The 21,291-nt window shown below is 70.7% G+C and carries 20 protein-coding genes; 5 read left to right on the forward strand and 15 right to left on the reverse strand.

Annotation, left to right across the window (positions count from 1 at the left end):
* Positions 1 to 18: 18 nt before the first annotated feature.
* From BJ991_RS02170 to denD, 5 genes are all read right to left on the reverse strand, one after another.
* On the reverse strand, positions 19 to 414 hold the full coding sequence (locus BJ991_RS02170; protein WP_179487061.1) for a MaoC family dehydratase: 396 nt from the start codon (positions 412 to 414) through the stop codon (positions 19 to 21).
* Entirely contained in the window at positions 411 to 863 is a 453-nt protein-coding gene (locus tag BJ991_RS02175; protein ID WP_179487063.1) for a hotdog family protein, read from the reverse strand. The genes BJ991_RS02170 and BJ991_RS02175 overlap by 4 nt, the downstream gene beginning before the upstream one ends.
* Complete coding sequence (locus tag BJ991_RS02180) at positions 860 to 2,458, reverse strand: class I adenylate-forming enzyme family protein (RefSeq protein ID WP_179487065.1); 1,599 nt, start codon at positions 2,456 to 2,458, stop codon at positions 860 to 862. Before BJ991_RS02180 ends, BJ991_RS02175 begins: the two co-directional genes overlap by 4 nt.
* Positions 2,459 to 2,549: 91 nt before the next feature.
* The gene (locus BJ991_RS02185) at positions 2,550 to 4,190 is read right to left on the reverse strand and encodes a class I adenylate-forming enzyme family protein (protein ID WP_179487067.1); all 1,641 of its coding nucleotides are present in this window, start codon (positions 4,188 to 4,190) and stop codon (positions 2,550 to 2,552) included.
* The gene (gene denD, locus BJ991_RS02190; RefSeq protein ID WP_179487069.1) at positions 4,187 to 5,128 is read right to left on the reverse strand and encodes a D-erythronate dehydrogenase; all 942 of its coding nucleotides are present in this window, start codon (positions 5,126 to 5,128) and stop codon (positions 4,187 to 4,189) included. Before denD ends, BJ991_RS02185 begins: the two co-directional genes overlap by 4 nt.
* A gap of 101 nt (positions 5,129 to 5,229) precedes the next feature.
* Between denD and BJ991_RS02195 the strand changes: the two genes are divergently transcribed.
* Positions 5,230 to 5,916 (forward strand): GntR family transcriptional regulator, encoded by a 687-nt coding sequence (locus BJ991_RS02195; RefSeq protein ID WP_218852837.1) that lies wholly within the window; start codon positions 5,230 to 5,232, stop codon positions 5,914 to 5,916.
* A 59-nt stretch (positions 5,917 to 5,975) separates the two neighbouring features.
* On the forward strand, positions 5,976 to 7,379 hold the full coding sequence (locus BJ991_RS02200) for a four-carbon acid sugar kinase family protein (protein ID WP_343048612.1): 1,404 nt from the start codon (positions 5,976 to 5,978) through the stop codon (positions 7,377 to 7,379).
* Between the two features lie 5 nt (positions 7,380 to 7,384).
* On the opposite strand, the gene BJ991_RS02205 is transcribed toward BJ991_RS02200, so the two are convergent.
* The 3 genes from BJ991_RS02205 to BJ991_RS02215 all read right to left on the reverse strand — a co-directional run bounded on the left by BJ991_RS02205 (position 7,385) and on the right by BJ991_RS02215 (position 9,449).
* Complete coding sequence (locus BJ991_RS02205; RefSeq protein ID WP_179487071.1) at positions 7,385 to 7,837, reverse strand: hypothetical protein; 453 nt, start codon at positions 7,835 to 7,837, stop codon at positions 7,385 to 7,387.
* 92 nt (positions 7,838 to 7,929) lie between these two features.
* Entirely contained in the window at positions 7,930 to 8,544 is a 615-nt protein-coding gene (locus tag BJ991_RS02210; protein ID WP_179487073.1) for a bifunctional 4-hydroxy-2-oxoglutarate aldolase/2-dehydro-3-deoxy-phosphogluconate aldolase, read from the reverse strand.
* Positions 8,541 to 9,449: a sugar kinase gene (locus BJ991_RS02215; protein ID WP_343048613.1), complete on the reverse strand. Its 909-nt coding sequence runs from the start codon at positions 9,447 to 9,449 to the stop codon at positions 8,541 to 8,543. Before BJ991_RS02215 ends, BJ991_RS02210 begins: the two co-directional genes overlap by 4 nt.
* Before the next feature lie 60 nt (positions 9,450 to 9,509).
* Here BJ991_RS02215 and BJ991_RS02220 point away from each other — a divergent pair, with 60 nt between their 5' ends.
* Positions 9,510 to 9,917, forward strand: a complete 408-nt coding sequence (locus BJ991_RS02220; RefSeq protein ID WP_179487075.1) for a hypothetical protein — start codon at positions 9,510 to 9,512, stop codon at positions 9,915 to 9,917.
* Positions 9,918 to 9,940: 23 nt separating this feature from the next.
* Here BJ991_RS02220 and BJ991_RS02225 read toward each other — a convergent pair whose 3' ends face one another.
* The 4 genes from BJ991_RS02225 to BJ991_RS02240 form a co-directional block, all read right to left on the reverse strand.
* Positions 9,941 to 10,285, reverse strand: a complete 345-nt coding sequence (locus BJ991_RS02225; protein ID WP_179487077.1) for a UBP-type zinc finger domain-containing protein — start codon at positions 10,283 to 10,285, stop codon at positions 9,941 to 9,943.
* Positions 10,286 to 10,373: 88 nt separating this feature from the next.
* Positions 10,374 to 11,246: an EamA family transporter gene (locus BJ991_RS02230; RefSeq protein ID WP_343048614.1), complete on the reverse strand. Its 873-nt coding sequence runs from the start codon at positions 11,244 to 11,246 to the stop codon at positions 10,374 to 10,376.
* Complete coding sequence (locus tag BJ991_RS02235; RefSeq protein WP_179492403.1) at positions 11,243 to 12,541, reverse strand: serine hydrolase domain-containing protein; 1,299 nt, start codon at positions 12,539 to 12,541, stop codon at positions 11,243 to 11,245. The genes BJ991_RS02230 and BJ991_RS02235 overlap by 4 nt, the downstream gene beginning before the upstream one ends.
* Positions 12,542 to 12,725: 184 nt before the next feature.
* On the reverse strand, positions 12,726 to 14,105 hold the full coding sequence (locus BJ991_RS02240; protein ID WP_179487079.1) for an AAA family ATPase: 1,380 nt from the start codon (positions 14,103 to 14,105) through the stop codon (positions 12,726 to 12,728).
* A gap of 232 nt (positions 14,106 to 14,337) precedes the next feature.
* Here BJ991_RS02240 and BJ991_RS02245 point away from each other — a divergent pair, with 232 nt between their 5' ends.
* Together BJ991_RS02245 and BJ991_RS02250 are read left to right on the forward strand one after the other, a co-directional pair.
* Positions 14,338 to 15,426 carry a hypothetical protein gene (locus tag BJ991_RS02245; protein WP_179492405.1) on the forward strand — a complete coding sequence of 363 codons (1,089 nt, stop codon included), beginning with the start codon at positions 14,338 to 14,340 and terminating at the stop codon, positions 15,424 to 15,426.
* Positions 15,427 to 15,520: 94 nt separating this feature from the next.
* Positions 15,521 to 17,275: a SulP family inorganic anion transporter gene (locus tag BJ991_RS02250; RefSeq protein WP_179487081.1), complete on the forward strand. Its 1,755-nt coding sequence runs from the start codon at positions 15,521 to 15,523 to the stop codon at positions 17,273 to 17,275.
* A gap of 3 nt (positions 17,276 to 17,278) precedes the next feature.
* Here BJ991_RS02250 and BJ991_RS02255 read toward each other — a convergent pair whose 3' ends face one another.
* From BJ991_RS02255 to BJ991_RS02265, 3 genes are all read right to left on the reverse strand, one after another.
* Positions 17,279 to 19,312: a bifunctional copper resistance protein CopD/cytochrome c oxidase assembly protein gene (locus BJ991_RS02255; RefSeq protein ID WP_218852838.1), complete on the reverse strand. Its 2,034-nt coding sequence runs from the start codon at positions 19,310 to 19,312 to the stop codon at positions 17,279 to 17,281.
* Positions 19,313 to 19,420: 108 nt separating this feature from the next.
* Entirely contained in the window at positions 19,421 to 19,708 is a 288-nt protein-coding gene (locus tag BJ991_RS02260; RefSeq protein WP_179487083.1) for an HU family DNA-binding protein, read from the reverse strand.
* A 343-nt stretch (positions 19,709 to 20,051) separates the two neighbouring features.
* Positions 20,052 to 21,152: an alpha/beta hydrolase fold domain-containing protein gene (locus BJ991_RS02265; RefSeq protein WP_179487085.1), complete on the reverse strand. Its 1,101-nt coding sequence runs from the start codon at positions 21,150 to 21,152 to the stop codon at positions 20,052 to 20,054.
* Between the last annotated feature and the right edge of the window lie 139 nt (positions 21,153 to 21,291).

A 21,291-nucleotide genomic window follows, 5' to 3' on the forward strand; every position in this document is an offset into this window, starting at 1 on the left:
AACCGTGCTCCGCGCCGCTCAGGCGGCGTCGACCAGCGCGGTACCTGCGAGGACGCGACCCGCGCCCGCCTTGTCGAGCCAGAGATCGACCGTCGCGACGCCGTCGTCGATCGAGGCGACGCGTCCGCCCGCCTCGACCTCGTCGCCCGCCAAGACGCCGCCGAGGAAGCGGCACTGGAACCGCCGGACACGTGCGGGATCTCCGATGACGGAGAGGAGGGCGTTGAGGGGATAGGCCATGTTGAGCGTGCCCTGGTTGATCGGACGGTCGCCCATTCCGAGCGCGGCTGTGTGCGCGGGGTCGAAGTGAATCGGATTGGGGTCGGCCATGATGAGCGTGAATACCTTCATGTCGGCCAGCTCGACGGTGAGACGCACGACCGGCAGCTCCTGGCCGACGACGAGACGGTTCATGCGGCGCTCCGGCGAGGGAAGACGAAGGTCTGCTCCGACACAGCGACGACGAGCCCGTCCGGGTCGACGAGCTCGAGACGGAACGTCATGAGGTCCATGAGGCCGGCTCGGCGCCCCTCGCGCCGGACCAGGTCGACGACTCCGCCGCGTACGACGTATTCCGTGTCCGCGCGCAGCGGTTGGCGCTGTTCCATCATCGTCTCCCCGAAGACCGTGCCGTCGTGCGCTCCCGCGCCCACCAGGGCCGTGAGTTCGTCGATCGAGACTCCCATGCCTCGCAGCGCGCCCAGGAGGATCCACACGGGATGCAGCACGGGGGGCTCGATCGGCGGGGCGTGCATCGCGTCGTGGGAGAGCCAGCGTTCGTACTCAGGCACCCGGAAGGTGCCGCCGGGAAAAGCGCGATTCACCGCACGTGCTCGAAGCTCGTCGATGTCGGGGATGCTCATGCCGCCTCCTCGCGGTAGTCGCCGTTCTCCCAGCCCTCGCGCAGCGCGAACTTCTGGATCTTCCCTGACGTCGTCAGCGGGAAGGCGTCGACGAAGAACCAACGCGACGGCACCTTGTAACCGGTGATCTCGCGCCGCAGCCGATCCGCGAGTTCGCGCGCCGAACAGGACGGGTGGTCCCGGCGTACGAACGCCGCGACAACCTCACCGTAGTAGTCGTCGGGCAGGCCGATGACGGCGGCCTCGAGCACTCCCGGGAGCTTGGCGAGGTGGTCCTCGATCTCGCGCGGATAGACGTTCTCGCCACCGCGGATGATCATCTCCTTCGCCCGGCCCGCCATTGCGACGACTCCTCGCTCGTCCATGGCGCCGAGATCACCCGTTCTGAGCCAACCGTCTGCGCGGAATGCGCGGCCGGTCGCACCGGGGTCGCCGAGGTAACCCCCGAAGGTGTGCGAACCACGCGTCTCGATCTCGCCGACTCCCCCGCTCGGGACCTCCTGGCCCGTCGCCGGATCGACAACGCGCAGCGCGACGCCGGGGAGCGGTCTGCCGATGGTGTGGATCAGGTCGTGGTCGTCGTCGCCCGCGCTCGTCGCCGAGACCATCGGGGCTTCGGTGAGCCCGTAGCCGACGATCGGCACGATGCCGTGCTCGCGTACGCGCCGCGCGAGCTCGGGCGGGATCGGAGCGCCGCCGAGCATGATCGAGTGCAGCGACGACGTATCGCGCTCACCCCACGAGGGGTCCCGCAGCATCGCCCACATGAGCGTCGGCACGATGTTGAGGGTCGACACGCGCTCCTCGGCGATGAGCCGCACGGCGAGCGCCGCGTCGAACGAGCGCACCGTGACCAGGGCGCCGCGCAGACTGAGCGTGCCTATCGCGGCGACGACGCATCCTGCGAGGTGGAACATCGGGAGGACGGCGAGCCACACAGTGCGGTCGGCGGAGGCCCCCGCGATGTTCGCGGCTCCGACGGTTACGTTGTCGGTGACGCCCGCGTGGGTGAGCACGGCGCCCTTCGGCGCGCCGGTCGTCCCGGACGTGTAGAGCACGTACGCGGGCGCATCCGGTTCGACCTCGGGCAGAGGCGCGGTGTCGTCGACGTCCGCGACGTATGCGTCCCAGTTCTCGAGATCGACGATGGTGCGCAGACCGGGCAGCTCGGCTGCAATATTGCGGGCGTCGGAGAGGAGACGGTGGCCCCGGAAGTCGGGGACGGTCAGGCAGCCGACGACTCCCGCGTGCTCGAAGGCGTAACGCGCCTCTGCGGGCCGGAAGGCGGGGTTGACGGTCACGACGACGAGCCCTGCGAGCGCGGCGCCGTATTGCGCGACCACGTACTCGGGGATGTTCGGCGCCCAGATCGCGATGGTCTCACCGGGGGCGAAGTCCCGCAGGAGGGTCCGGGCGGTGCGCTCGGACGCCCGCAGCAGGTCGGCGTAGGTCCACCGGCGGCGATCCGGTGAGGCGACTCCTTCGACGACGGCCACCCGATCCGGCACCTCCGTCGCGATGCGGCGCAGCATCTGACCGACGGTCTCGTGGCGAGCCGGCAGGGCCCTGGGGGTTTCGGCGAAGGAGCCTGTCATGGCGTGGAGATCGTCCTCACTCGCTCGCGGGTCGGCCGCGCACACCAACCCTATAGTGCAGATATTCGAAACGGCAACTAATTTCGAATATTCATCCTGTCGGCCCGACCACTGAGGCACGGTTCTGCGCGAGCCGCGCGGTGAGCTCGCGTTTGAGGATCTTGCCGCTCTCCGTCATCGGCCACGACTCGACGAGGTGCACCTCTCGGGGCACCTTGAAGCTGGCCATCACGGCTGCGCAATGCCCGACGATCGCTCCGGGGTCGAACGCCCGACCCGGATGCAGCGAGACGAAAGCGACCGGCACCTGACCGAGTCGCTCGTCCGGACGCCCCACGACCGCGACCTCGGCGATGCCGTCGATCGCGCGGATAATCCGCTCCACCTCCGCGGCGGAGACGTTCTCGCCCCCCGGCTTGATCATGTCCTTGATCCGGTCGACGAAGAAGAGGTTGCCGGCGTGGTCGAGGCGTCCGATGTCGCCCGTGTGGAACCACCCATCGGCGTCGATCGCCTGTGCGGTGGCCGCGTCGTCGCGGAAGTAGCCGAGCATGACGGACCAGCCCCGCACGACGATCTCTCCCTCGACCCCCGGGGTCGTCACCACCGGTGCACCGGGCTCGGACCGCACGGCGACCTCGACGCCCGGAATGGCGCGACCGCACGAGTGCAGCCATACCTCCTCGGGGTCGTCGAGGGCGTTGATCGTCGTCGTGCCCGCCGTTTCGGTGAGGCCGTAGATCGTCGTCATGACCGGCACGCCCATCTCGCGACTGATGATGCGCCGCAGCTCCGGCGTGCCCCCCGACCATGCCTTGGTGAGGGTCGTGAAGAACTCGCGACGATAGCCGGGATGGGCCAGCTCCATCGCGTACATCGCGGCCTGCCCTGTCCGCACGGTGCAGCCGTACTTGGGGACGAGCTCGAACACCGCCTCGGGCGAGTAGCGCTCGGGCACGATCATCGTCGGCGCGGCCCCGAGCGCCATGAGCGTCGTCGCGACCGATCCGCCGACGTGGTACATCGGCTGTGTCGAGAAGTAGACGTCGTCGGAGGTGACCTCCATGCGCTCCGCGAGGTACCAGGTCGCGCCGAGCGTCGCCCGACTGGACAGCAGCGCGCCCTTGGGGAAGGCGCTCGTGCCCGACGTGAACTGCAGCAGCACGGCGTCCGTGGCGCGCCCCGCGATCGGCGGCGTGGGCGCGGCCGCACCGAGGGCGAGCAGCTCGGCCCACGTCCGTCGACCGCGCCCTCCTGGCCCCCCGGCGGGCTCGAGGGCGACGCCTGGCGCATCGATCGTCACGAGCTCGGGGACGGCACCCGCGGCTGCCACGAGTTCGACGTAGTCGGTCACGTGATACCGCCCGATGAGCACGATGACGGCCGGTTCCGCGCGGGCGAGCACGAAGCGCAGTTCGTCCTCCCGGTAGCGCGTGTTGATGGGCACGATGATCGCGCCGAGGTGGCTGCACGCCGTCTGCAGGATCGGCCACATCGCACTGCCCGGCGCGAGCGCGGCGACACGGTCCCCGGCGCGGACTCCGAGCGCGGCGAGCCCCGCCGCGACACGGTGGGAGGCCTCGCGCCACTCGGCGAAGGTGAGTGCCTGATGCCATCCTGCGCCGTCGAAGTGGAACGCGACTCGATCACCGTGGCGACGCGATGCCACTTCGAGCGCCTCCGCCCAGGACTGGTCGAGGATGGCGGAGAGAGGAGCGGTCGGAGAGGTCATCCTCGATCCTCCAGGTAGGTGCGGACGATGTCGTCGAATGACGCCGCGGAGGAGAGCCCGAGCCGCTCGGCTCGCGTCGCCGCGAAGCGGGCCGGCCAGCTTGCGACGATCTCCTCGATCCCCGGGTCGCGTTCCCAGCGGATGAGCCCACTCGTACCGGTCCCCGCCACGCGGTCGAGGGCCGCCGCCATCTCGCGCGGTGTCGTGGTCAAGCCCGGCAGGTTCATAGCCGTGCGGCTTCCCCACGACGCCTCGTCGGCGTGCGCTGCCGCAAGGATGCCGTCCACGGTAGCGCGCGGGGACGAGACGATGATCGGCAGATCGGGATCGACGGGACATATCGATTCGACCCCGGCCAGGGGCTCGCGGATGATCCCGGAGACGAAACTCGATGCCGCCGCGTTCGGCGCCCCCGGCCGCACGGCGACGGTCATGAGACGCACCGACCGGCCGTGCAGGAACCCTTTGCGTGTGTAGTCGGCGACGAGATGCTCGCCGATGAGCTTCTGGACGCCGTAACTGGACTGCGGGCGCGGGAGTGTGTCGTCGGCGACGACGTCGGGCGGGGGCAGATGGGGGTCGGCGCCGAAGACCGCGAGCGAGCTGGAGAAGACGACGACCGGGGCCGTGCGCCACGCGCGCACCCGATCGAGGAGCCCGCGGGTCGCGTCGATGTTGACGCGCATGCCCAGATCGAAGTCGTCCTCGGCGGCGCTGCTCACCACGGCCGCGAGGTGCACGACGAGGTCGGCCGGCTCGAGGGTGGTGAGCGTCTCCGCGAGGTCGCCGAGCCGCAGCTCGATCCGGGGGTCTGCGGCGAGAGATCCACGCGGCGCCGCCAGGTCGACGAGCGTGACGTGGTCGGCGCCATCGTTGAGAAGTCGCTTCGTGACGAGCTGGCCGAGGAAGCCCGCGCCTCCCGTTACGATTACCCGCATCCAAGTCTCCGGTCATTCGCACATCATCGCGTCATTCGAATATACAAGGTTCTCAGATTGACCCCGCGCTTTAGCGAAACCGGGCTGATACTCTGGGCGGCATGAAGAGCGGTCCGGCGAAAGACACCATGGCGGTCGCGGTCCGTGACCGCATGCGCGCCGACATCCTCGGCGCACGCCTCAAGCCCGGGCAACGACTCATGTTCGCCGAGTTGAGCGAGAGATACGGAGTGAGCGTGGGCGTGACGCGCGAGGCGCTCACCTGGCTGTCGAGCCAAGGGCTCGTCAAGGCGGTCGCCCACCAGGGCTACATGGTCACCCCGCTCAGTGTCTCCGAACTCGACGAACTCACCGACGCCCGCCTGCTCATCGAGCCCGAGGTGCTCAAGCTGTCGATCCGGAACGGCGACACCGAGTGGGAGGGCCGCATCGTGGCCGCGCACCACGTGCTGAGCCGCACTCCCTCCTCGGCCGAGGGTTCCGACCCCGACGACGACCAGGCTCAGGATGCATGGGCAGAGGCGCACGCCGCCTACCACGAGGCGCTCTTCTCCGCGTGCAAGAACGCGCGTCTCATGCAGGTCGTCCGGACTTTCTCCGAGGAGGCGGCGCTGTACCGCCGCTGGTCGGTCTCGCTCGGGCACATCAATCACGAGGCGACCGCCGAGCACCGAGCGCTGCTCGAACACGCCCTCACCCGCGAGGCGGAAGACGCCGCGGAGGTGCTGCGGCAGCACATCGGGCACACCCGCCAAATGCTCAAGGAGTACGTCGAAGAAGAGGGTTGATACCGGAATTTTCGAATATATCTTGACAATTCGAACTCCACCTGTTCGGATGGGGCGTCGTGGGACGAGAGAACACGGGCGCCGCTGAGATCCGATCGACCGTGCGCAGCGCCGTTGCCGGCCGTATCCTCGCCGTGCTCGACGACGACCCGACCGGCTCGCAGTCGGTGCGCGGCGTGGAGGTCGTCACCGCATTCGACGAAGACGCCTACGTCGAGGCGATCGCCGACGACCGCGCCCTCTTCGTGCTCACCAACACGCGCGGCCTGCCGGAGGCAGAAGCAGTCGCGCTCACCGAGCGCATCGCCACGCAGCTGTTCGACGTCGCAGCGCGACTCGGACGCGCGCTCGACCTCGTGAGCCGCAGCGACTCGACGCTGCGCGGTCACGTGCTGCCCGAGATCCGCGCGCTCGACGCCGCGCGCCGGCGCACTGTCGGAGCGGGCTTCGACGCCGTGCTCCTCGCCCCCGCATTCTTCGAGGCCGGCCGCACTACCGTCGATGACGTCCATCGCGTGCGCGTGGACGGTGTCGACGTACCCGCCGGCGAGACCGAGTACGCCAGGGACAAGACGTTCGGGTACCGGGCGAGCGACCTCAGAGAGTTCATCGCCGAGAAGTCGGGCGGCGCGATCGACCCATCGCACGTCGTCTCGCTCTCCCTGGACGACATCCGCGAGGGCGGCGCCGACGCGATCGCGGCGCGGCTCACCGCGCTGCGAGGCGGTGTGTTCGTCGTCGTCAACGCCGAGACCGACGAGGACTACGACGTCGTCGCGCTCGGTGTCGCACGCGCCCGAGCCGTCGGGAGGGCTCTGCTCGCCCGCTGCGGACCGTCGTTCGTGCGCGCCCTCGCGGGCATCGAGCCCGGCGAACCGCTCCGCGCCGCCGATGTCTGGCCTGCAGGCCGTCGTCCCGGGCACGGGCTCGTCGTCGTCGGTTCGCACGTTAGCGGTACGACGCGCCAGCTCGCTCGGCTGCGCGAACGGGTGGCTGTGCGCGAGTTCGAACTCGACGTCGCGCGCGTGCTCCAGGACGATGCGGAGCGCGACGCCCACGTCGCCGAGCTCGCCGGCCAGGCCGCCGCGGCTCTCGCGGACAGCACCGTCCTCGTCGCGACGAGCCGCGAGCTCATCCCCGGGCAAGACCCTGACTCCAGCTTGGCCATCGCGCGCCGCGTCTCGGACGCGCTCACGACGGTCGCCGCGGCGATCCTCCCTGCCCGACCGGCCTGGGTTGTCGCGAAGGGCGGAATCACCTCGCACGAGACCGCCGTCGCGGGTTTCGGCGTGCGCCGCGCCGAGGTCGTCGGTCAGCTCGGGCGCGGCATCATCTCGCTGTTCCGCCCCGTCGACTCCCGCCCCGAGGCGCTCGGAATGCCGTATGTCGTGTTCGCGGGCAACGTCGGCACGCCCGACTCGCTCGCCGACGTGGTCGAGCTGCTGGAGACCCCGGCGCCCTGAGCCGCTCAACCCACCGACTGCGCACGCTCCTCCGGGTGATTGGGCGTCCAGCCGAACCATCCATCTTCCGAGGAGACGACGCTCCACTCCCCGCACGCGAACACCGTGTCGGCCCGGTACACGTCGGGCGCTCCGTCGACCGCGTAACTCGGTGCCGACTGCCGATCGACCTCCGCGCACAGCTCCGGATCCAACGGCGAGGAGCTCGTCACCAGGACGACGGCGTTCGCGGCATCCGGCTGTGTCGATTCGGTGATGCGGATGCTGTGCGCATCGTCCGGCACCCACGCGGCGTGCGCCGGCGACGAGTCGGGCGCCGCCGCAAGGTCTTCGTAGCTCGACGACCTCTGGTGATACGCGAGCTCGTCGATGACGGCGCACCCCGACAGGGCAAGAGCAGCCAGGCCGGCAACAGCAGCAGCGGAGAACCGGACACGGACAGCAAGGCGTTTCGGCATGACGGAAGCCTCACCACCGGCCGCGCGCAGCGAATCGGCCACGGGATGCATCGCTCTGCGCCTCGCGGATGATCCCCTTGCGAAGCTGACGCCTAACCCGCGCGGCCCCGGAGCACCTCGCCCAACCGTTCCAGCTGCGCCGGATCCTCGAGCGCAGACCCCACCGCGGCCACCCGCACGCCCGCGTCAAGGTAGTCCTCGACGTTCGACGCGTCCAGCCCGCCGGTCGCGACGAACCGCACCTGCGGGAACGGGCCGCGGATGTGGGCGAACCAGCTCGGCCCGAGCCACGTCGCCGGGAAGGCCTTGAGCCAGGTCAGCCCGAGCGACACCGCGAGCTGCACCTCGGTCGGCGTCGCGACCCCGGGAAGGATCGGCACGCCCGCACTCTGCGCCTCGCGCACCACGACCGGGTCAAGCCCGGGCGACACGAGGTACGCCGCACCGGCGTCGACCGCCACGGCGACCTGCTCGGGCGAGACGATCGTGCCGGCGCCGACGCTCTTGCCGCGCTCCGCCGCGCGAGCAACGACCGCGCGAAGCGCCCGCTCGTCTTCGTCGGTCTGGAGCGGCAGCTCGACCGAGTCGATGCCGAGGTCCCACGCCATCTCCGACAGCCGCAGCGACCGCGCGACCCCCATGCCGCGAAGGATCGCCATGAGCGGCGCCCCCGCGAACGCCTCGTCGAACCAATCCGCCGCGGTCATGCATGAGTCCCTTCGTCGAGGAAGTCCTTCGTCGTCTGCAGCGTGCGCGCGGCGCGCTCGTGTCCGGCCCTCAGCCGATCCGCCACGCCCTGGCCTGTGAGCCACCCGGCGAGGTATCCGCCCGCGAATGCGTCACCCGCGCCCACCGGCTCGATGACCTCGACCGCGAGTGCCGGCTCGAACATCGCACCCCCCGACGTGAACGCGGTTGCTCCGATGGCACCGTCCTTCACGACGAGCTCGGGCACGTCGGGCAGCAGCGCGCGCACGTCATCGGCGGTCGCCGTCGCCCACAGCACCTCGGCCTCGTCGCGGCCGACGAACACGATGTCGGCGCGCCGGGCGAGGTCGAAGAGCGCGGATGCCGCGGCATCCGGACCCTCCCACAGCACCGCCCGGTGGTTGGCGTCGAACGACACCGGAACGCGGCGCTCGCGAGCCCGCGCGATCACTCGATCGAGGAAGCACGACGCCGACGCGGAGATCGCCGCCGTGATGCCCGAGACGTGCACGAGGTCGACCCCGTCGAGGTCGAGGGCGTCGGCGTCGGCATCCGTCAGTCTCGACGCCGCCGAACCGCGCCGGTAGTAGACGACGCCGTTGCCGGGGTCTTTGACATAGAGACCGGTCGGATGCTGCGGATCGAGCACCACGCGCGACACATCCACACCCCGGCGGGAGAGCTGCGCGAGCACCCGGCGCCCGAGCGCGTCGTCGCCCAGGCGGCTGAACCATTCGGCGCGGTGGCCGAGCGCGGCGAGGTGCGCGGCGACGTTCGACTCGGCTCCGCCGGCATCGACGACGAAGATCTCGGCGTCGGTGACCGGCTCGGCGGCAGCCGGGGTCACGAGGGCCATCGTCTCGCCGATGGCGAGGACGGTTCGGGGGGAATCCGGTGGGGCCACCGGCTCAGCCTAGACACTCGCACCCCTGTGCATGGAGCATGCGTGTGCCACTGTGGACAGATGTCCGTCGTGCTGTTCGCCCCGGTGACGTTCAACCTCGCCGAGACCACGCGGATGATCGAGGTCGCGCGGGCACTCGACCCGGCGCGCGACGCGGTGTTCACGGGCTACGAGGACGACTTCGTGTCTCATCACCGACGCGGGCTTCGACTATCGCCCGTGTCAGCCCGCGTGGACGCGCGCGCATTGTCCTCGCGTCGATCGGCCACTACCTCGAACCGAGTGACACCGCCCCCCCCGAACGCGCGCCCCAAGTACGTCTCGCGTCCCGAGTTCGTCGAGGCGGTGCGGCGCGTGCTGACCGACCCGGCGATCCGCAAGGCGGCCGACGAGGTGCGAGAGGCCTACGCTCACGAGGACGGCGCGGCCCGCACGGCGCGGCTGGTCGAGGCATCCGTCGCCTCCTGACGCACGGGCGGCGACCGCGTGGGTCAGCCGACGCGGCGTCGCCAGTCGTCCGGCACGCGCCCCTCGGGTCCGGGCGAGGGCTGCGTCTCGGGATGGCTCAGCGGCGGAGCGAGCTCGGGTCCGTCGACGTACGTCTCGGCGGCGTAGTCCCAGAACCACGACTCGCCCGGCTCGAAGCTGCGCACGTACCGGTGGCCCGCGACGTGGAAGTGGGCGGTCGCGTGCTTGGCGGGCGACTGGTCGCAGCATCCGACATGTCCGCACACCGCGCAGCGCCGCAGGTGGAACCACCAACCGCCGTCGCGCTCGCACTCGGCGCAACCCGTGCCGGACGGCGGAACCGTCGGGTCGATGTCACTGAGGCTCATGGTGGTCCCGTGGTCGTCAGGCTGGGCGGTGTCGCACGCGAAGCGCTCCGCCAGCATATGAGAGCAGGGCCGGATGCCGCGACCGCCGTCACCCGATCGGCTCTGCCGCCTCGCGCGCGGCGCGCGCCGAAGATCGCACCGCGCCGACGCTCGCCGCGATCACGAGGCCGATACCGGCGATCTCGAGCCACGTCAGGTGCTGGCCGAGCAGGAGGAAGCCCGCGAGGGACGCGGTCGCGGGCGCGAGGCTCATGAGGATCGCGAACACCGCCGCCGAAAGCCGCCGCAGGGCGATGAGCTCGAAGGCGTAGGGGATCGTCGACGACAGCAGCGCGACGCACGCGCCGAGTCCGAGCAGCTCGGGGCGCAGCAGCGCGGATCCGGCGGAAGCGATCCCGAACGGGAGCGATACGATCGCACCCACGGTCATCGCGAGAGCGAGGCCGTCGAGCTTCGGGAACTCCCGCCCGACGCGCGCGGACGCGAGGATGTAGAACGCCCAGCTCGCGGCGGCCCCCGCGGCGAAGAGGACGCCGAGCGGGTCGAGGCGGTCCCACCCGCCGCCGCCTAGGGCGAGCACGCCCGCGAGAGCGAGCGCCGCCCACAGCCACGCCGACGCGCGGCGGCTCGCGACGATCGACAGCACGAGCGGGCCGAGCACCTCGATCGTCACGGTGACGCCCAGCGCGAGCCGCTCGAGGGCGAGGTAGAAGAGCGCGTTCATCGCGACGAGCACGAGACCGAAGAGGGCGACGGAGGTCCAGCCGCGGCGCGAGTGCCCGCGCAGCGACGGTCGCGCGATCAGCATCAGCACGATCGCCGAGAACACGAGCCGCAGCATCACCATGCCGATCGGACCGACGTCGTCGAAGAGCAGCACCGCGAGCGATGCGCCGACCTCCTGGCACGCGAGTCCTACGATGACGAGCAGGATCGCCGGGGAGGTCCCGGGGCGGCTCACTGCTGGGGCTCGGCCTCGGGGATCGGGCAGACCGCAAGCTTCGCGATGACCTCGCGATCCTGCTGGGCCGTCCACGGGAGGCCCGCTTCGGGAAGCGTCTCGCCCGACGCGGGCGGCGCCTTCGACGCGATCGCCGCGAGCTCCCACGCGAGATAGGCGGCGACATTGCCACCGGTCGCCGAGTTGTTCAGGACGACTGCGACGGTGAGCCCGCTGTTCGGATCGGACCACGCCGACACGGCGTATCCCGGCACAGAGCCGAACTGACCCACGAGCGAGCCGGCGAGCACTGCGCCGCCGTCGGCCGTGTACCACGTCGGTGCACCCGCGTAGACGGGCAGCGGGTTGTCGAAGCGATCGAGTCCCTCGGGGTCGAGGGCTCCCGTGGCGAGCGCCTGCATGTACTTGCCGAGGTCGTAGATGTCGGAGACGACGCCCGAGTCGGCGTAGCCGACGCTCGGCGAGAGCTCGGTGATGTCGAGTGGCTCCGTGCAGTTGAGCGCTCCGCCCTCGCCGGGCAGGGAGTGGTTGCCGCGCAACACGGGGGCGTCCGCGGCCACGGAAGTCGTCGACCCGGCCGGCAGGCTGGTCGCGTCGAGGCCGAGCGGCGACGTGACGTGCTCGGCGAGCAGCGTCGACAGCGAGCTGTTCGTCGCGCGCTCGAGCGCCAGGCCCAAGAGAAGGAAGCCCGCGTCGGAGTCGGCGTAGCCCGTTCCCGGCTCGAATCGGCGCGGCTGACCGAGCCCATAGCTCGCGAGCTCGCGAGGATCCCACACGCGCGACGGGTTCGACAGCCACAGGGGTTGCAGCATCCCGCTGTACGAGCCGATGCCCGACGTGCCGTCGCACAGCTGCCCCAGCGTCACGTCGTCGAGGTCGGGAACCCCGGGCACGTAGTCCGAGACGCTGTCGTCGAGCGACACCGTCCCCGCATCCGCGATGTCGAACAGCACGTCGCACACCATCGGACGCGTCATGCGGGCGGCGCGGAACCGCATGTCGGCGCTGACCTCCGTGTCATCGGTCGGCGACTGCGTGCCGTGGCCCGCGACCCAGCTGCCGCTCCACGGCGCCCACACCCCGACGATGGCACCGGATGCCCCGGCCGCCGCCATCGCGTGGGTGACCGCCTCCTGCAGCTGCTGCACCGTCTCTTCGGGGAGGGCGCGATCCACCTGCGGCGGCGCGTCGACGGTGACCTGCTCGGGGATTCCGCACCCCGCGAGGGCGAGGGAGAGCGCTAGAGCGGCCGCGACGGCGGCGACGACACGGTGCCGTCGGTGACCTCGGTGCATTCTCACCCCCCGATGGTCGTGCGACTCATTCAAACACAGCCCGCGCCGAGTCAGCGAAGCCGGTCCGCGGGCTTGACATATGACTCAACGATTCGATGACGACGCGCTCGCTGGAGTGCTCGGGCACCTGAACGGCGACCACGCCGACGACGATGCCTGACCGCCGCTCCGGCGAGCGAACGCGTCAGGCGCTGGTCGCCGCTCGCGCTCCCGCCATCCACCGCGCGACGTCGGGGTCGACACGGATGTCGCTTGGCCGCAGCGGACGCGTGAGGTACAGCCCCTCGAGAGAGGTCAGGCGCGACAGCGCGACATAGGTCTGTCCGGGTGCGAAGGCACCGGAGCCGAGGTCGATGATCGCGCGGTCGTACGTCTTGCCCTGCGACTTGTGGATCGTGACCGCCCACGCGAGGCGCAGCGGGAACTGCGTGAACTCGGCGACGACGTCGCGTGTCAGCGACCGAGAGTTCGGGTCGTACGCGTAGCGGAACTTCTCCCACACGGCCGGCTCGACCTCGAACTCCTCGTGCTCCACCTGCACTCGCACGGTGCCGCCCGCGATCCGCGTGACCGTGCCGATCGTGCCGTTGACCCATCGCGGCGGCTCGCCGAAGGCGCCGATGTCGTTGCGCAGGAACATCACCTGCGCACCGACCTTGAGCTTGAGCTCTGGGTCGGCAGGGTACGCATCGCCGCGCCCGAAGTCCCCGCTGATCTCCGCGGTGGCCGTCTGCTCGCGACCGACGAGCTCGTTCAGGTGGCGCCGGTTGATGTTGTTGACGATGTCGTTGCGCGTCGCGAGCGTGATGATGGGATGCTCGCCGTCGGCCGGATCGGGCGGCGTGCGCGCGCCCGTGTCGTTGAGGATCTGGGCGATGTCGGCCGTCACCCTGCCGTGCCGCACCGCGTTGAGCATCGCCTTGAATCCCGGATCGGACTGCCGGTGGATCTCGGTCAGCTCGCGCACATTCAAGTGCGTCCCGAACGGGCCGAGGTCGGCGAAGCCGTCGATCGCGGGACCGTCGGCGATCTGCGGCGGGCCGCCCGTCCACACGTGCGCGTCGAAGAACCAGAACGAGCGGTAGTGGTCGCGCACGTACCGAAGCTCGTCACCGCGCGGCGGGACGGGCGCCAGTTGGTAGGGGTCGCCGAACATGACGACCTGCACGCCACCGAACGGCTCGGCCCGGCGGCCGCGCGCCTGGCGCAGCGACCGGTCGATCGCGTCCATGAGGTCGGCGTTGACCATCGAGACCTCGTCGATGACGAGCGTGTCGATCGCATTGAGGATGCGGCGCGTGGCATCCGACTGCGGCTCCTCGCTCTGCCCGATGATCCCCAGCGGAAGCTTGAACAGCGAGTGGATCGTCTGCCCCTCGACATTGAGCGCCGCGACACCGGTCGGCGCGCACACGGCGATCTGCTTGGACGTGTTCCAAGCGAGGTGCTGCAGGAGCGTCGACTTGCCCGTGCCCGCGCGGCCCGTGACGAATACGTGCTCGCGGGTGTCTTCGATCAGGCGGAACAGCGCCTCCTGCTCGGCGGAGAGGAGCGGCGTGGTCACCGATTCATGGTAGTCAGACCGGATGCCCCGGGGCGCCGCGCACGCCGTCGTGTGTCATCCGGTGTCTCCCCCTGCGCGGTGTGGAGGAGGCCTTTCCTAGACTGGAGGCGTGGACCAGGGGGCTGCCGGCACCGCACCCGGGCGCGTTCAGACGCCCCCGGGCGATGCTCCGACCCCGCCGGGCGCTCCTCCCGCCGCCACGGGGACGCCCATCGGCGAAACGACGACGGTGATGACGGATGCTGCGCCCGCGGGTACGGGCGAGGCATCCGTCTCTCGTTCTGCGCGTTCTCGCCTGCGGACCGACATGATCCTCCTCGGGATCGTCGGCCTGGTGCTGATCGCGGCGATCGCCGCAGGTGCGGCCGCGATGTACCGCATCTTCTACAGTCCTTCGGCGTTCGTCGAGCGGTACGTCGGCCTGCTCGCCGACGGGCGCGCGGCCGAGGCGCTCGCCATCCCGGGCGTCGCGGTCGACTCGGCCGAGCTCGACGCCGCGGGACTCTCGCCCGACGTGTCGGATGCCCTGTTGCGGCGCGCGGCACTCGCGGAGCTCACCGACATCCGCGTCGTGTCGGAGCAGCCGCGCGACGGCGGTGTGGTCGACGTGACGGTCACGTACATCGCGGGCGGATACGAGGGCACCACGACCTTCGAGGTCGAGCGCGAGGGCACGGTCGGGGTCGCACCGACGTGGCGATTCGCCGAGAGCCCGCTCGCGCTCATCGAGCTCGAGGTGTCCGGATCGATGGTGTTCGAAGTGAACGGGTTCTCGGTCGACAAGCGGCAGGTCTCACCCGACGGCGTCGATGCCGACCCTCGCGCGCCGGTCCCGCTGCTCGTGTTCTCCCCCGGTCTCTACTCGGTCTCGGTCGATACCGCGATCTCGTCGACGCCGGGCGTCGCCGTGCTGTCGGACCTGCCCCTCACGCGCATCCCGGTCTCGATCATCGCGCAGCCGACGGACGAGTTCCTCGGCGTCGTGCAGCAGCGCATGGAGGAGTTCCTCACGCGGTGCGCGACGCAGCAGGTGCTTCAGCCGACAGCGTGCCCGTTCGGCTTCCCTGTCGAGGACCGGATCACGTCGCTGCCGAAGTGGTCGATCATCGAGCAGCCCTCCGTCACGGTCGAGTCGGACGGGGCGGGCTGGCGCATCCCACCGGCGCAGGCGGTCGCGCACATCGAGGTCGACGTGCAGTCGCTGTTCGACGGCACGATCACCCACGTGGTCGAGGACGTGCCCTTCATCGTGACGGGCCGGATCACCGTGCTGCCCGACGGGACGGCGTCGATCCTCGTGACGGGACCCGACACGCAGTAGGGACGGATGCCGCATCCGTCGCCCGGGACGTGACCGCGGTCCTCCCGCGGCTCTAGCATCGGGCTGTCGGCCGATCGATGTCTCGGGAGGGCGCATGGCCAGGACGGATGCCGCCCGCTGGGTGCCGGGAATCGCCGCGGTGCGCTCGTACAAGCGCTCGTGGCTGTGGGCGGACGTGCGCGCCGGCCTCATCGTGACCGCGCTGCTGATCCCCGCGGGAATGGGCTACGCGGTCGTCGCGGGCCTCCCGCCCGAGACCGGCCTGTACGCGACGATCGTCCCGCTCGTCGTGTACGCGATCTTCGGGCCGTCGCGCGTGCTCGTGCTCGGTCCGGACTCCGCCCTCGCGCCGATCATCGCCGCGGCGATCCTGCCGCTCGCGCTCGGCGACCCCCAGCGCGCGGTCGCGCTCGCGGGACTGCTCGCGATCATGGTCGGCGGGCTGATGCTGCTGGGCGGCGTGCTGCGCCTCGGGTTCGTGACGGACCTGCTGTCCAAGCCGATCCGCGTCGGCTATCTCAACGCGATCGCCGTCATCGTCATCGTGTCGCAGCTGCCGAAGCTGCTCGGCTTCTCGATCGACGCCGAGACCCTGTGGCAGGAGACGATCGCGATCGTGCAGGGGCTCGCCGCAGGCGGCCTCGATCCGATCGCGACCGGGTTCGGCGTCGGGTCGCTCGTGGTCATCGTCGTGTTCCGGCTACTCGGCCTGCGGGTGTGGGGGATCATCGTCGCGGTGATCGGGTCGATGGTGCTCACGGCGATCCTGGGCCTCTCGGACGACCTCGCGGTCGTGGGCGCGCTGCCCCAAGGGCTGCCCGCGCCGGCGCTCGTCGGCCTGAGCTGGACCGACATCGGGCCGCTCGTCCTGCCGGCCGCGGGAATCGCGCTCGTCGCGTTCGCGGACACCGCCGTGCTGTCGCGCACCTTCGCGGCACGCCGGGGCGAGAGCGTCGACGGGAGCCAGGAGATGGCCGGCGTAGGGCTCGCCAACATCGCGTCCGGCCTGCTGGGCGGATTCCCCGTGTCGGGCTCATCCTCGCGCACTCCCGTCGCCGAGCAGGCGGGCGCGCGATCGCAGCTCACTGGGCTCATCGGAGCGGTGCTCATCGTCGTGTTCATCCTCGCGCTCCCGGGGCTCACCGAGTTCCTGCCGTCCGCGACGCTCGCCGCGGTCGTGGTGAGCGCCGCGATCTCGCTCATCGACGTGCGCGGCGTCGCGCGGATCGCGCGCATGGACCGCGTCGACTTCGTGCTGTCGCTCGCCGCGTTCCTGGGCGTGCTCGTGTTCGGAGTGCTCCAGGGCATCGCCATCACGATCGCCCTCTCGTTCATCGCCTTCGTCAATCGGTCGTGGCGGCCGTACAAGGCCGAGCTCGGCCGCGTGCGCGGCATGCGTGGCTACCACGACCTCTCCCGCAACCCCGACGGAACCCGCATCCCCGGTGTCGTCATCGTGCGGTTCGATGCGCCCCTGTTCTTCGCGAACGGCGGCCTGTTCGACGACTGGGTGCGCTCACGTGTGCGAGCGGCCGGCGCCGACGTCCACACGCTGATCCTCGCCGCCGAGCCCATCACCGACATCGACACGACGGCCGCCGACGAGCTCGCCGAGCTCGACGACTACCTGCAGGCACACGGAATCCGTCTCATCATCGCCGAGATGAAGTCGCCGGTCGTCGACACCCTGCGCGAGTACGGCCTCACTGATCGCTTCACCTCCGACCGATTCGCACCGACTGTCGGCGCGGCGGTCGACGACGTGACCGGCACGCTGCGCGGTGACATCGCCGGCACGAAGTGGGATGTCGCGCCCGGTGCATCCGATGAGCCGGATGCCCGCGATTGAGAGTCAGCGCCCCGCGCGGGCCTTGCGCTCGTCGCGGGCCTTGCGCTCGTCGCGAGCGGCGAGCTCGGCGAGGTGGGCATTGTACGCCTCGAGCTCGGCGTCGCCCGTGCGGTCGGCGTGGCGATCGCGGCGCTTCTGGGCGCGGTCGTCGCTGCGGCTCCACTGGATCGCGACCGTGATCGCGAGGATGAGGGTCGGGATCTCGCCGATCGACCATGCGACACCGCCGCCGATGTACTGATCCTCGAGCGGCGTCGCACCCCACGTGCGGCCCATCGCGCCGAACCACTCCGAGACCATGAGCCCGGACTGCATCATGATCGCGATGCCGAAGAACGCGTGCATCGCCATGACCGCGATGAGCAGCACGAGCCGGAACGGGTACGGAAGGCGATACGGCACCGGGTCGATGCCGATGAGCGACTGCACGAAGAGGTAGCCCGAGATGAGGAAGTGGGCGACCATCCACTCGTGCCCGATGTGGTCGTACAGCGACCAGCGGAACAGGTCGGTGAAGTAGAACGCCCACAGCGAGCCGACGAAGATCGCCGCCGCGACGAACGGGTTCGTGATGACGCGGGCGAACGGCGTGTGCACCGCCCACAGGATCCACTCTCGTCCGCCGCGCGTGCCGTCGTCGCGCTTGCGGATCGCACGCGCCGCAAGGGTCACGGGAGCCCCGGCCACCAGCAGCAGGGGGATCGCCATCGTGAGCAGCATGTGCCCGATCATGTGCACGCTGAAGAGGTAGTCCTGGTACGCGTTGACGGCGCCGCAGGTCACCCACACGAGCAGCACCAGTCCCGCGACCCACATGATCGCGCGGTAGAGCGGCCACGCGTCGCCGCGCCGGCGCAGCCGCCACACGCCGGCGAGGTAGAAGAAGATGCCGAACCCGGCGACGGTCGCCCACAGCGGGTCGATCTCCCACGCGGTGATCCAGCGGATGGGCGTCAGCTCGGGCGGCAGCGGCGCACCCGTGAGGATCTCGGCCGGCGTCCGCACCTCGGGCACGTTCGCGGTCGTCGGCGGCGCCGTGCGCGCGAGCGCGACCGCGACACCGCTCGCGATGCCCATGAACGCGAGCTCCAGGGCGACGAGCCCCCAGAAGCGCGCGGACGAACCGGATGCGCCGGGCCGCTGCATCCTTCCGATCAGACGCACCCGGTACGCCGCCCCCAGGAATCCGAGCGCGATGAGGGCGGTGACCTTGACGAGGAGCAGCACGCCGTAAGGCGTCGCGAGGGCGTCCCACGCGCCGACGGCGATCACCGCGCGGGCCGTTCCCGAGGTGGCCACCACGACGAACGCAGCGAGCGCGATGCTCGAGTAGCGCAGCAGGGCGGCGTTCATGCCCTTCGCGGACATGAGCGGCCGCACGACCACCATGAGCACCAGTCCGCCCAGCCACACCGCGGCCGCGATCGAGTGGAGCACGAGCGACATGACCGCGGTCGTGTGGTTCGACTCCTCGCCCGAGTGCCCGAGCGTCGCCATCGGGATGAGCGTCGCGGCCGCGAGGATCGCGACGAGGAGCGTAGCGGTCCACGAGCGCACCGCGAACGTGAGCACGGTGAGCACGGCGCCCGCGATGACCGTCATGAGCCACGCGCGACCGGGTTCGGTCTCGGCGAGGAAGCGGCCGAGCTGCGCGCCGAACTGGGGACCGATGTCGAGCGCCGGGTTGAACGCGTCGATGAACGTGAGGAAGCCTGTGACGCCCGCGGCGATCGTGAACACCGCCGCCGAGATCGACGCGGTGTCGAGGGCGGTGTCGAACTCCGTCGGCTTGCCGTCGTCCCGGGTGACGCCCGCGCGAAGCGTGAACAGGGCGGTCACGAGGCATCCGACCATGCCCGCCGCGGCGAGGTTGACGAACAGCTTCGCGATCGGAAGACCCCAGCGCGCGACCGGCCCGGGGTCGCCGATCACGAGCGGCGCGGCGCCTCCGCCGTACGCGAGCCCCGCGATGACCGCGGCGAGCGCGACCACGACGAGGATCGCGGGCCCGGTGGCCCGCAGCGCGCGCGGGTTCATTGTTCCAGCCTACGTCGGCGGCAATGCGCTCTCGGCCCGCTGCCCCGGTGCGCGTGAGGGGATGCCGCGCGAACGCGGCACCCCCTCGTCAAGCGTGTTCGCCGGCGGTTACTTGACCGCAGCCTTGAGCTTCGAGCCCGCGGTGACCTTGACGCGCTTGCCGGCGGGGATCTTGATCTCCTCACCGGTCTGCGGGTTGCGGCCCGTGCGCGCGGACGTGGCGACCTGCTCGAACGCGATCCAGCCGGGGATCGAGACCTTGCTGCCCTTGGCGACCGCCTCGGAGACGGTGGAGAAGAGGGAGTCGAGCACGCTCGACACGGCGGACTGGCTCTGCCCGGTCGCGCTCGCGATGCTCGCGACGAGTTCGGTCTTGGTGATGGACTTGTCAGCCATTGGTTGTCCTCCACGGCGGCTCGTCGCCACCGTTCATTGCGCGGACCGAGAGACTGCTCTGCCCCCCGGCTGGTCGGATCGACCGACCCCGAATATACCCACGTTCCGCGTAATCACGCGGATTTCCGGCATCCGTCGTCGATTACGGAGGAGATTCCTTGGTGTATGTGTGACGAACGTGACCAGTGTGGCTGGTGTGACGAACGAGCGAGTCCGACGAGGAATCGGATGCCACAACCCGGCGCCTGAGGAGTAGAAATGGCGCAACGCGGCGGCGAAGGTCCTCGCGTGGAGCACCACCCGAGAAGCCAGAAGGGCGGATGCCGCCACCGCGGCGCGCGAATCAGCCGTGCAGTCGCCGCAGCGCCGCGACGACGTCGGCGTGCCAGCGGCGCGCTGCGGGCAGCACCGCGGTGAAGATCGAGGTGTCGTGCGTGCCCCCGAGGTACTGCACGGCACTCGCGTCGACCCCGGCGGACCGGAGCGCGGCAGCATAGGCCTCGCCGTCGCCGCGCAGCGGGTCGTACTGGGCGGTGAGGATCACGGCGGGCGGAAGCTGCTCGTGCGAGGTCGCGAGCAGCGGCGACGCGTACGGATCGCGGGCAGCTCTCCGGTCGGGAAGGTAAGTGCGGGCGACCGAGCGCAGCTCCCGCAGCGCGACGAGCGTCGGGATGCCGAGTGCCCGTGTCGCCCGCAGATCGAGGTGGTTGCCCGTCAGGTCGACCACGGGCACCTCGAGCACCTGCAGCCGGATCTGGTGCTGGTCGCGGTCGCGGTTCATGAGCGTCACGGCGGCGGCGAGATTCGCACCGGCGGATGCGCCGCCGATCCCGATCCGCTCGGGGTCGACGCCGAGCCGGCCGGCGCTCTCGAACAGCCACTCGAGCGCCGCGTATCCCTGGAACACCTGGGTCGGATACCGGTGCTCGGGCGCGAGCGCGTAGTCGACCGCCACCACGACGATGTCGGCGTCGACCGCGCGGCGGCGGTTGGCGGCATCCGTCGTCGGGTAGTCGATCCCGCCGATGCGGAACGCCCCTCCGAAGAACGTCAGGCACGCGGGCAGCGGTTCGGAGCGCTCGGCGACACGCGGGTCGTACACGCGGACGCGAACGGCAGGCCGCCCGGGCACGTCGATGGTGTGCTCGGCGATCCGGACCTCGGGACCGGGGATTCCGGCGGTCTCGAGCTCCTTGCGGTCCCACGCGAGCGCGGCGCGGCGGTGCTTCGCCCGGGCGCGGGCGCGGGGTCCGAGAGCGGCGGGCGCGGCATCCGTCTTCTCCGCCCTCGTGGCGGCGGATGCGTCGGCCGATGCAGGCGCGACCGCCTCGCGAGCGAACGGCCACAGTGCCCTGAGGCGCGCGCGCAGATCCGCGAGCACGCGCCCGATGAGGTAGCGCCGGTGCACGCGCAGTCGCTCGGCGAAGAACGGATCCAGCGGCATGTCCCCATCCTCGCGTCCCGCGCCCGCGCGCGCACCGACCTTGACACTCCCGCCGCCGCCCCCTCCCTCCTGCGCGAGTGCACGGCTTCCCGTCGAGCGCACGACGTGGCCACGCGGCGAGGTCGTCCATTCGACGCGA

This window comes from Microbacterium immunditiarum, assembly GCF_013409785.1.
GTDB classification, from domain to species: Bacteria; Actinomycetota; Actinomycetes; order Actinomycetales; family Microbacteriaceae; genus Microbacterium; species Microbacterium immunditiarum.

Bases quoted from the DNA above. Each gene is read 5' to 3' on its own strand.
- BJ991_RS02265 (WP_179487085.1), bottom strand. From the start codon at position 21,152: ATGCCGCTGGATCCGTTCTTCGCCGAGCGACTGCGCGTGCACCGGCGC.
- BJ991_RS02255 (WP_218852838.1), bottom strand. From the start codon at position 19,312: ATGAACCCGCGCGCGCTGCGGGCCACCGGGCCCGCGATCCTCGTCGTG.
- BJ991_RS02195 (WP_218852837.1), top strand. From the start codon at position 5,230: ATGAAGAGCGGTCCGGCGAAAGACACCATGGCGGTCGCGGTCCGTGAC.
- BJ991_RS02225 (WP_179487077.1), bottom strand. From the start codon at position 10,285: ATGAGCCTCAGTGACATCGACCCGACGGTTCCGCCGTCCGGCACGGGT.
- BJ991_RS02260 (WP_179487083.1), bottom strand. From the start codon at position 19,708: ATGGCTGACAAGTCCATCACCAAGACCGAACTCGTCGCGAGCATCGCG.
- BJ991_RS02170 (WP_179487061.1), bottom strand. From the start codon at position 414: ATGAACCGTCTCGTCGTCGGCCAGGAGCTGCCGGTCGTGCGTCTCACC.
- BJ991_RS02205 (WP_179487071.1), bottom strand. From the start codon at position 7,837: ATGCCGAAACGCCTTGCTGTCCGTGTCCGGTTCTCCGCTGCTGCTGTT.
- BJ991_RS02180 (WP_179487065.1), bottom strand. From the start codon at position 2,458: ATGACAGGCTCCTTCGCCGAAACCCCCAGGGCCCTGCCGGCTCGCCAC.
- BJ991_RS02250 (WP_179487081.1), top strand. From the start codon at position 15,521: ATGGCCAGGACGGATGCCGCCCGCTGGGTGCCGGGAATCGCCGCGGTG.
- BJ991_RS02210 (WP_179487073.1), bottom strand. From the start codon at position 8,544: ATGACCGCGGCGGATTGGTTCGACGAGGCGTTCGCGGGGGCGCCGCTC.
- BJ991_RS02235 (WP_179492403.1), bottom strand. From the start codon at position 12,541: ATGCACCGAGGTCACCGACGGCACCGTGTCGTCGCCGCCGTCGCGGCC.
- denD (WP_179487069.1), bottom strand. From the start codon at position 5,128: ATGCGGGTAATCGTAACGGGAGGCGCGGGCTTCCTCGGCCAGCTCGTC.
- BJ991_RS02245 (WP_179492405.1), top strand. From the start codon at position 14,338: ATGACGGATGCTGCGCCCGCGGGTACGGGCGAGGCATCCGTCTCTCGT.
- BJ991_RS02220 (WP_179487075.1), top strand. From the start codon at position 9,510: ATGTCCGTCGTGCTGTTCGCCCCGGTGACGTTCAACCTCGCCGAGACC.
- BJ991_RS02185 (WP_179487067.1), bottom strand. From the start codon at position 4,190: ATGACCTCTCCGACCGCTCCTCTCTCCGCCATCCTCGACCAGTCCTGG.
- BJ991_RS02175 (WP_179487063.1), bottom strand. From the start codon at position 863: ATGAGCATCCCCGACATCGACGAGCTTCGAGCACGTGCGGTGAATCGC.